The organism is Serratia montpellierensis (assembly GCF_020858655.1).
Taxonomy (GTDB): domain Bacteria; phylum Pseudomonadota; class Gammaproteobacteria; order Enterobacterales; family Enterobacteriaceae; genus Serratia; species Serratia montpellierensis.
Map to the genome: position 1 here is coordinate 434,810 of NZ_VOSN01000005.1, position 9,230 is coordinate 444,039.

The 9,230-nt window shown below is 61.5% G+C and carries 8 protein-coding genes; 2 read left to right on the forward strand and 6 right to left on the reverse strand.

Annotated features, from left to right (window positions below; translation table 11 throughout):
• Positions 1-27: 27 nt before the first annotated feature.
• Positions 28-1,653 (forward strand): FMN-binding glutamate synthase family protein, encoded by a 1,626-nt coding sequence (locus FUU19_RS07390; protein WP_141970002.1) that lies wholly within the window; start codon positions 28-30, stop codon positions 1,651-1,653.
• A 101-nt stretch (positions 1,654-1,754) separates the two neighbouring features.
• On the opposite strand, the gene betA is transcribed toward FUU19_RS07390, so the two are convergent.
• The 3 genes from betA to betI form a co-directional block, all read right to left on the reverse strand.
• Positions 1,755-3,422, reverse strand: coding sequence for a choline dehydrogenase (gene betA / locus FUU19_RS07395; RefSeq protein ID WP_141970004.1), 1,668 nt, complete (start codon positions 3,420-3,422; stop codon positions 1,755-1,757).
• Positions 3,423-3,559: 137 nt separating this feature from the next.
• A complete protein-coding gene (gene betB, locus FUU19_RS07400; RefSeq protein ID WP_123894349.1) occupies positions 3,560-5,032 on the reverse strand; it encodes a betaine-aldehyde dehydrogenase in 1,473 nt (490 codons plus the stop codon).
• A 14-nt stretch (positions 5,033-5,046) separates the two neighbouring features.
• The gene (gene betI / locus FUU19_RS07405) at positions 5,047-5,649 is read right to left on the reverse strand and encodes a transcriptional regulator BetI (RefSeq protein WP_038880897.1); all 603 of its coding nucleotides are present in this window, start codon (positions 5,647-5,649) and stop codon (positions 5,047-5,049) included.
• 397 nt (positions 5,650-6,046) lie between these two features.
• Between betI and FUU19_RS07410 the strand changes: the two genes are divergently transcribed.
• Complete coding sequence (locus FUU19_RS07410) at positions 6,047-8,086, forward strand: choline transporter (RefSeq protein ID WP_141970006.1); 2,040 nt, start codon at positions 6,047-6,049, stop codon at positions 8,084-8,086.
• Positions 8,087-8,131: 45 nt separating this feature from the next.
• Here FUU19_RS07410 and FUU19_RS07415 read toward each other — a convergent pair whose 3' ends face one another.
• From FUU19_RS07415 to FUU19_RS07425, 3 genes are all read right to left on the reverse strand, one after another.
• The gene (locus FUU19_RS07415) at positions 8,132-8,602 is read right to left on the reverse strand and encodes a YkgB family protein (protein WP_019454465.1); all 471 of its coding nucleotides are present in this window, start codon (positions 8,600-8,602) and stop codon (positions 8,132-8,134) included.
• 64 nt (positions 8,603-8,666) lie between these two features.
• On the reverse strand, positions 8,667-8,957 hold the full coding sequence (locus FUU19_RS07420; protein ID WP_230490227.1) for a pentapeptide MXKDX repeat protein: 291 nt from the start codon (positions 8,955-8,957) through the stop codon (positions 8,667-8,669).
• A 59-nt stretch (positions 8,958-9,016) separates the two neighbouring features.
• A partial coding sequence (locus FUU19_RS07425; protein ID WP_230507101.1) for a molybdopterin-dependent oxidoreductase occupies positions 9,017-9,230 on the reverse strand: 214 nt, incomplete at its 5' end.

A 9,230-nucleotide genomic window follows, 5' to 3' on the forward strand; every position in this document is an offset into this window, starting at 1 on the left:
GGATTAAAATAAACATCAGGAGATGTTATGAAGTCGTCCTTATTCAGCCGCTATACCTGCTTTGTGCTGAGCATCTTGCTCACCCTGGTTTTCTTGATCATGATGCACAACCATCCGTGGTTCTGGCTGCCGGCCCTGGCCTGCGGTTGCCTGATGGTGCTGGGTATCTACGATCTCACGCAGCAACGCCACGCCATCTGCCGCAACTACCCGATCATCGGCCGCCTGCGCTTCTTCTTCGAATTCATCCGCCCGGAACTGCGCCAATATTTCCTCGAGCAGGATAATGAAGAGATTCCGTTTTCACGCACCCAGCGCACGCTGGTGTATCGCCGGGCGAAAAACGAGATGGGCGACAAGCCGTTCGGCACCCTGCTGGATGTGTACCAAACCGGCTATGAGTGCATCGGCCACTCCATGCGGCCGGTGGAAGCCGCCGACCCGACCAGTTTTCGCATCACCATCGGCGGCGCCGACTGCCGCCAGCCCTACTCTGCGTCGATCTTCAACATTTCGGCCATGAGCTTCGGCGCGCTCTCCGCCAATGCCATTCGCGCACTCAACCTCGGTGCGGCCAAGGGCAATTTCTACCACGACACCGGCGAGGGCAGCATCAGCCGCTATCACCGTGAAAACAACGGCGATCTGGTGTGGGAGCTGGGCAGCGGCTATTTCGGCTGTCGCACCGCCGACGGCCATTTCGATCCGCGCCGCTTTGCCGAACAGGCGCAAAGCCCGCAGGTCAAAATGATTGAAATCAAGCTCAGCCAGGGCGCCAAACCCGGCCACGGCGGCATTCTGCCGGCGAAAAAGGTGGATGCGGAAATTGCCGCCACCCGCGGCGTGCCGGAAGGCGTCGACTGCATCTCGCCGGCCTCGCACAGCGCCTTCACCACCCCGCTGGAAATGATGCATTTCATCCAGCAGCTGCGCGAGCTGTCAGGCGGCAAACCGGTCGGTTTCAAGCTGTGCATCGGCCACCCGTGGGAGTTCGTCGCCATCGTCAAGGCGATGCTGCACACCCGCATCCTGCCGGATTTCATCGTGGTGGACGGTAAGGAAGGCGGCACCGGCGCCGCGCCGCTCGAGCTCTCCAACTATATGGGCATGCCGCTGCGCGAAGGGCTGCTGTTCGTGCATAACACGCTGGTGGGCTGCGGCCTGCGCGACCAAATCAAGGTAGGCGCCAGTGGCAAGATCATCAGCGCCTTCGACATCGCCAGCGTGCTGGTGCTCGGCGCCGATTGGGTGAACTCGGCGCGCGGCTTTATGTTCGCCGTCGGCTGCATCCAGTCGCAAAGCTGCCACACCAACCACTGCCCGACCGGCGTGGCGACGCAAGATCCGCTGCGGCAGAAGGCGCTGGTGGTGCCGAACAAGGCGGAGCGCGTCTACCACTTCCATCAAAATACGGTGAAAGCGCTGGCGGACATGCTGGCGGCGGCCGGCGTCAGCCGCCCGGAACAACTGACCTCGCACCATATGCTGCGCCGCATCACGCCGACCGAGATCAAAGTGTACGCCGATATCTATTACTACCTGGAGCCGGGCGCGCTGCTGCAACCGGAGATCAAAAGCGAGTTCTACGCCCGCATGTGGCGTATGGCGACGCCCACCAGTTTCGATCAGGCGATCTCGCTGCCGGCGGCATGAGGGGATAAAAAAGAGTTGCCCCCTCGCCTTGGGGAAGAGCATATGGAGAGGGGTTGCTTGCTACGGCGGCCCTCCCCCTCAACGGCGAGAGGGCGTGTTGGTTACTGCTTGCGCACCGGCGCATCGCCGGCGACGTAATAGTCGGCGGTGCTGCGCGGCAGTGGCGCGCGCTGGCGAATGCGATCGGCTAACTTCTCGGCGATCATGATGGTGGTGGCGTTCAGGTTGCCGGTGATGATCAGCGGCATGATCGACGCATCCACCACCCGCAATCCTTCCATGCCGTGTACCCGGCCCTGGCCGTCGACCACTGCCATCTCATCCTCGCCCATCTTGCACGAGCAGGACGGGTGGAACGCGGTTTCGGCATGCTCGCGCACGAAGGCATCCAACTGCTCATCGGTCTGCACGTCCGGCCCAGGGCTTATCTCGCGGCCACGGTATTCGTCCAGCGCCGGCTGCGCCATGATCTCGCGCGTGATGCGAATAGCGTCGCGGAACTCCTGCCAATCCTGTTCGGTCGCCATGTAGTTGAACAGAATGCTCGGGTGCTGACGAGGATCTTTCGATTTCACCTGTACCCGGCCGCGGCTCGGCGAACGCATCGAGCCGACGTGCGCCTGGAAGCCGTGCTCTTTCACCGCGTTGCTGCCGTTGTAGTTAATCGCCACCGGCAGGAAGTGATACTGAATGTTCGGCCAGGCGAACTCTGCACGGCTGCGGATGAAGCCACCGGCCTCGAACTGGTTGCTGGCGCCGACGCCGGTGCCGTTGAACAGCCATTCCGCGCCGATCTTCGGCTGGTTGAACCATTGCAGCGCCGGGTACAGCGATACCGGTTTCTTACAGGCGTATTGCAGGTACATCTCCAGGTGGTCCTGCAGGTTTTCCCCGACGCCCGGCAGATCGTGTACCACATTAATATCCAGACTTTTCAGCAGCGCAGCCGGGCCAACGCCCGAACGCTGCAGGATCTGCGGCGAGGCGATGGCGCCGGCGCACAGCAGCACTTCGCGCCGTGCTGTGGCGTGGGTCAGCTGATTGCTGTCGCCCTGCAAATACTTGACGCCCACCGCACGCTTGCCGTCGAATACGATATGGTCGGTCAGCGCATGGGTGACGATTTTCAGGTTCGGCCGCGAACGCGCCTGATCCAGATAACCGCGGGCGGTGCTGGCGCGGCGCCCTTTCGGCGTCACGGTGCGATCCATCGGGCCAAAGCCTTCTTGTTGGTAACCGTTCAGATCGTCGGTACGCGGGTAACCCGCCTGCACGCCGGCTTCCACCATCGCGTGGAACAGTTCGTTGTTACCGGCTTTCGGCGTGGTGACGCTCACCGGGCCCTCGCCGCCGTGGTAATCGTTCGGGCCGATATCGCGGGTTTCCGCCTTGCGGAAATACGGCAGGCAGTCCAGATAGGTCCAGTCTTCCAGACCCGGCGCCTTGGCCCAGTTATCGAAGTCCATCGCGTTGCCGCGAATGTAACACATGCCGTTAATCAGGGACGAACCGCCCAGCCCTTTGCCGCGGCCGCATTCCATCCGGCGGTTGTTCATGTGCGGCTCAGGATCGGTTTCATACGCCCAGTTATAGCGGCGACCCTGCAGCGGAAACGCCAGCGCGGCCGGCATCTGGGTACGGAAATCCATCCGGTAGTCCGGGCCGCCGGCTTCCAGCAGCAGGACGCTGACGTCGGCGTCCTCGGTCAATCGGGTGGCTAACACGTTGCCGGCGGAACCGGCACCGATAATGATGTAGTCAAATTCCATTCATTATCTCCTTACTTTATAGAGGCCTGGTCAGGCAAAGACGCGAAGCGCGACTCGGCAACAGGCTGTGTATTTTGGCTCTCTAGAGATTGTCGGCCGCAGCCAACGCGGCTGCGGCTCGAAAGACGGCGGGAAGATCAGAATACCGAGGCGTATTCGCCCAGCTCGACCTGCACCGATTTGATCTGGGTGTAGTGTTCCAGCGTCGTCAGGCCGTTCTCGCGGCCGACGCCGGACTGCTTGTAGCCGCCGACCGGCATTTCCGCCGCCGACTCGCCCCAGGTGTTGATCCAGCAAATGCCGGCTTCCAGCTGGTGGATCACGCGGTGCGCGCGGGCCAGATCGTTGGTCACCACACCGGCGGCCAGGCCGAAGGTGGTATCATTGGCGCGGCGCACCACTTCCTCTTCGCTCTGGTAGCTGAGAATGCTCATCACCGGCCCGAAGATCTCCTCACGCACGATTTCCATGTCGTCGCGGCAGTCGCTGAATACCGTCGGCGCCACGTAAGCGCCCTTGCCGAATTCGCCGTGGGTGACGCGTTCGCCGCCGCACAGCAGGCGCGCGCCGCTGTTCTTGCCGCTCTCGATAAAGCGCAGCACCGACTCCATGTGCGCGAAGCTGACCAGCGGCCCGAAGTTGGTCTGCGGATCGGTCGGATCGCCGAGGCGAATGCGCTTCACGCGCTCAAGGATCTTCGCCTCAAACTGCGCCTGCAGCGCCGCCGGCACGAAGACGCGGGTACCGTTGGTGCACACCTGGCCGGAACTGTAGAAGTTGGCCATCATGGCGATATCGGCAGCGCGATCCAGATCGGCATCGTCGAAGATAATCAGCGGCGACTTACCGCCCAGTTCCATGGTGACTTCTTTCAGCGTCGATCCCGACGCGTTGGCCATCACCTTCTTGCCGGTTTTCACCCCGCCGGTGAAAGAGACTTTGGCAATGCCCGGATGATCGGTCAGGTACTGCCCCACCTCCGCGCCGCTGCCGGTCACCACGTTGAATACGCCGTCCGGCAGGCCGGCTTCGGTGTAAATTTCCGCCAGCTTCAGCGCCGTCAACGACGTGACTTCACTCGGCTTGAAGATCATCGCGTTGCCCGCCGCCAGCGCCGGCGCGGACTTCCACAGCGCGATTTGAATCGGGTAGTTCCAGGCGCCGATGCCGGCCACCACGCCCAGCGGTTCGCGGCGGGTGTAAACGAATGAGGTTTCGCGCAGCGGGATCTGTTCGCCTTCAATGGCCGGGATCAGGCCGGCGTAATACTCCAGCACGTCGGCGCCGGTGACGATGTCCACCGCGGTGGTTTCCGACATCGCTTTGCCGGTATCCAGCGTTTCCAGCGCCGCCAGCTCATCGTTGCGCTCGCGCAGAATATCCACCGCGCGACGCAGGATGCGCGAACGCGCCATCGCCGTCATCGCCGCCCACACCTTCTGCCCGCTGGCCGCGCTGGCCACCGCACGATCGACGTCTTCAGCGCCGGCGGACTGGACTTCAGCCAGAACTTCGCCGTTCGCCGGGTTAATGGCGTTGAAGGTTTTTCCAGCGGTGCTGTCTACATAGGCGCCATGAATATAGAGCTTCTGCAAGCCAAAACGGGACATAGGATCTCCTTGGGTTATCCTCCGGGCGGCGTTTGCCCCCGGAGTTGGAACGTGATGTATTCGGTCGTGAGCGCCAACGCCTGCGACTGATTGAACGCTGAGCCGCGCAGCGCGCTGCGCAGCCACAGTCCGTCGATCAGTGCCGCCAGCCCCTTGGCCGCCAACCGCGCCTGCGGCTGCGGCATAACGCGACGAAACTCGGCGCACAGGTTGGAATAAAGCCGGCGGCCGTTCACCTGCTGCAGCCGGTTGAGCTGCGGCTGGTGCAGACTGCTGGCCCAAAAGGCCAGCCAGGTCTTCATCGCCGCGCTGTTGATCTGGCTGTCGTCGAAGTTGCCGGCGACGATCGCCTGCAGCCGCGCCGCCGGGCTGTTATCGGTCAGCGCCTGCAAGCGCAGCTTCACCGCCTCGCCCAGATGGCTGATCAGATAGCGCATCGTGGCTTCCAGCAGGCCATTCTTATCCTTGAAATAATGGCTGATGATGCCGTTGGAAACGCCGGCCCGCCGCGCGATCTGCGCGATGGTGGCGTCATGCATTCCCACTTCGTTTACCGCGGCGAGCGTGGCATCAATCAACTGCTGCCTTCTGATTGGCTGCATTCCTACCTTTGGCATATTTCGACTCTCACAAAACCGACTTCGGCCTTATCTCAGCGGGCAAATTTCACTGCCGTTTCGCCCGTGATTCAGGTCATCATGAGGACTATTAAACTTTTTTTGATTGAACGTTCAATAAAAATTGCATATATTTTATTGCCGCCTGGTTAAAAATTTGTACTATCTGGTTGTGGAACTGGCTGATTTTTGTGAGGTAATTAACGAATCTGACCAAAATCAGTGGCTGTAAGCGGTTCCCGCCGCGAAGCGCTCCGGCGCTTCAGCAACAGGCGAAAGCGGCATCATTCAGGCCCTCCTCTGCGGAGACGGCCGCCGCCTTCATTCGCCCGTTTTTCAGAGGCCAACGCGCCCCGGAATACGGAGCGGCACGATTTTCTCAGTTCAGAGGATGACGATGACAACCCACGAAACCTCCTCCAAACCGCAGCAGGACCGCCTCAACCCTGTGGTTTTCTTCACCTCGGCGGGGCTGATCCTGGCCTTCTCGCTGATGACCATCTTTTTCACCGACTTCTCCGGGCAGTGGATCACCCGCACGCTGAATTGGGTGTCAGCCACCTTCGGTTGGTACTACCTGCTGGCGGCGACGCTGTACATCGTGTTCGTGGTGTTTATCGCCGCTTCGCGCTTCGGTTCGATCAAGCTCGGGCCGGAACAGTCCAAGCCGGAGTTCAGCCTGATGAGCTGGGCGGCAATGCTGTTCGCCGCCGGCATCGGCATCGACCTGATGTTCTTCTCAGTCGCCGAGCCGGTGACCCAGTACATGATGCCGCCGGAAGGCGACGCGCAAACGCTGGAGGCCGCACGCCAGGCGATGGTCTGGACGCTGTTCCACTACGGCCTGACAGGCTGGTCGATGTATGCGCTGATGGGCATCGCCCTCGGCTACTTCAGCTATCGCTACAATCTGCCGCTGACCATCCGATCGGCGCTGTACCCGATCTTCGGTAAACGCATCAACGGCCCGATCGGCCACAGCGTGGACATCGCCGCGGTGCTCGGCACCATCTTCGGCATCGCCACCACGCTGGGCATTGGCGTGGTGCAGCTCAACTACGGCCTCAAGGTGCTGTTCGAGATCCCGGAAAACCTGACGGTGCAGGGCTCGCTGATCCTGCTGTCGGTGATCATGGCCACCATCTCGGTCACCTCGGGCGTCAACAAGGGCATCCGCATCCTGTCCGAGCTGAACGTGCTGCTGGCGCTTGGCCTGATCTTGTTCGTGCTGTTCTTTGGCGACACCGAGTTCCTGCTCAACGCGCTGGTGCTCAACGTCGGCGATTACGTCAACCGTTTTATGGGCATGACGCTCAACAGCTTCGCCTTCGATCGGCCGGTGGAGTGGATGAACAACTGGACGCTGTTCTTCTGGGCCTGGTGGGTGGCGTGGTCACCGTTCGTCGGCCTGTTCCTGGCACGCATCTCGCGCGGGCGCACCATTCGCCAGTTCGTGGTCGGCACGCTGATCATACCGTTCGTGTTCACCCTGCTGTGGCTGTCTATCTTCGGCAACAGCGCGCTCTACCAGATCATTCACGGCAACGCCGAGTTCGCGCAGGAAGTGATGCAGTTCCCGGAGCGCGGCTTCTACAGCCTGCTGGCGCAATACCCCGGCTTCACCTTCAGCGCCTCGGTGGCCACCATCACCGGCCTGCTGTTCTACGTCACCTCGGCGGACTCCGGCTCGCTGGTGCTGGGCAACTTCACCTCGCGCCTGGCCGACATTAATAATGATGCGCCGAACTGGCTGCGGATTTTCTGGTCGGTGGCTATCGGCCTGCTGACCATCGGCATGCTGATGACCGACGGCGTGCCGGCGCTGCAGAAAACCACGGTGATCATGGGCCTGCCGTTCAGCTTCGTGATCTTCTTCGTGATGGCCGGGCTGTATAAATCGCTGCGGGTGGAAGACTACCGCAAGGCCAGCGCGCTCAGCACCCTGGCGCCAGTGCCGGTCTCCAGCCACGACGTGCTCAACTGGAAGCAGCGCCTGTCGCGGGTGATGAACTACCCGGGCACCCAGTACACGCAGAAAATGCTGGATAAGGTGTGCCGCCCGGCGATGCAGGACGTGGCGCGCGAGCTGGAGTTGCGCGGCGCGAAAGTGGAGTTCAGCGAAGTGCCGCCGACCGAAGACGAACGCCTGAACCACCTGGAGCTGCTGGTGCACCTGGGTGAGGAACAGAACTTTATCTATCAGATCTGGCCGATGCGCTACTCGGTGCCGGGCTTCACCTACCGCGCGCGCTCCGGCAAGTCGCACTACTACCGGCTGGAAACCTTCCTGATGGAAGGCACCCAGGGCAACGACCTGATGGACTACAGCAAGGAACAGGTGATTGGCGATATCCTCGACCAGTACGAGAAGCACCTGAACTTCCTGCACATTCATCGCGAAGCGCCGGGGGGCACCCTGACCTTCCCGGATATGTGATAACCGGTCAATCAGCGAAAGGGCGTAGCCAGGCTACGCCCTTTTTTATGCCTGCTCGGCCGGCAAGTCGGCTTTCAGCAGCACCAGGGAACCGGCCAGCAACACCAGATCCTTGATTAAAAAACTGGTGGCCCCGGCCATGGCAGGAAAACCGCCGGCGGAAGGCTCCCAGGCGCCCGGCGTGGAAAAGATCAGCGTCAGCGTGGTCAGGTAGGTCACCGTCGAACCGATCGCCCCCAGCAATCCCAGCCGCCGCGACCAGAATCCCGCCAGCAGCAGCAAACCGAAGCTCCACTCGGCAACGCCCAGCGCATAGCTGGCGCCGCGGATGCCGAACGCCTGATGCATCCAGCTCAGCAGCGGGCTGTTGCCGATCAGCGGTACCAGCCCCTGCGCCTCGTAATCAAACCACTTGGCGTAACCGAAGGCGGCAAAGATCACCACCAGCGCCGCGCGCATAAAGATAACGTCCCCGTTCGAGCGCTGAAAGCGCCGCAGCCATGTCGCCTGCATCATCCTCTCTCCTTAATTGTCCGCGGCCGCCGCGGCTCGCCCGCTTGCGGCCGCGGGGTGCGGCGGCTTAGTGCCCCATCGCGTCCTTCTTCATTTCGTCTTTCTTCATGCCGTCTTTGGCCATACCGTCTTTCGCCATGCCATCCTTTTTCATCGCGTCTTTGCCCATCTTGTCTTTCTTCATGCACTCCTTGCCCATGCACTCTTTCCTCATGCCGTCTTTGGCCATGCCGTCGTGCGACATCTGGCTCATGCCGTCCTTTTTCATCGCGTCTTTGCTCATGCCGTCCGCGGCGTTGGCGCCGGCCACGCCCAGCATCAACGCGCTGCACATCATCATTGCGAATAACTTTTTCATGGTATTTCCTTCCGTCATGTCAAAGGCACCGGGGTGCCGGAGAATGGCCGGCGGCCGCCTCAGCTGCCGCCAAACCAGTTGTAACCCTGGTCTTCCCAGTAACCGCCCGGGAAGCGGTTGGTGACCTCGATCACCTGAATGTGTTTCGGATTCTTGTAGCCCAGCTTGGTCGGCATGCGCAGCTTCATCGGGTAGCCATACTTGCGCGGCAAGATCTGGCCGTCATAGGTCAGCGCGATAATCGTCTGCGGGTGCAGCGCGGTGGCCATGTCG

Excerpts from the sequence above, each read along its gene's own strand:
- FUU19_RS07390 (WP_141970002.1), top strand. The coding sequence starts at position 28 with ATGAAGTCGTCCTTATTCAGCCGCTATACCTGCTTTGTGCTGAGCATC.
- betA (WP_141970004.1), bottom strand. The coding sequence starts at position 3,422 with ATGGAATTTGACTACATCATTATCGGTGCCGGTTCCGCCGGCAACGTG.
- betB (WP_123894349.1), bottom strand. The coding sequence starts at position 5,032 with ATGTCCCGTTTTGGCTTGCAGAAGCTCTATATTCATGGCGCCTATGTA.
- betI (WP_038880897.1), bottom strand. The coding sequence starts at position 5,649 with ATGCCAAAGGTAGGAATGCAGCCAATCAGAAGGCAGCAGTTGATTGAT.
- FUU19_RS07410 (WP_141970006.1), top strand. The coding sequence starts at position 6,047 with ATGACAACCCACGAAACCTCCTCCAAACCGCAGCAGGACCGCCTCAAC.
- FUU19_RS07415 (WP_019454465.1), bottom strand. The coding sequence starts at position 8,602 with ATGATGCAGGCGACATGGCTGCGGCGCTTTCAGCGCTCGAACGGGGAC.
- FUU19_RS07420 (WP_230490227.1), bottom strand. The coding sequence starts at position 8,957 with ATGAAAAAGTTATTCGCAATGATGATGTGCAGCGCGTTGATGCTGGGC.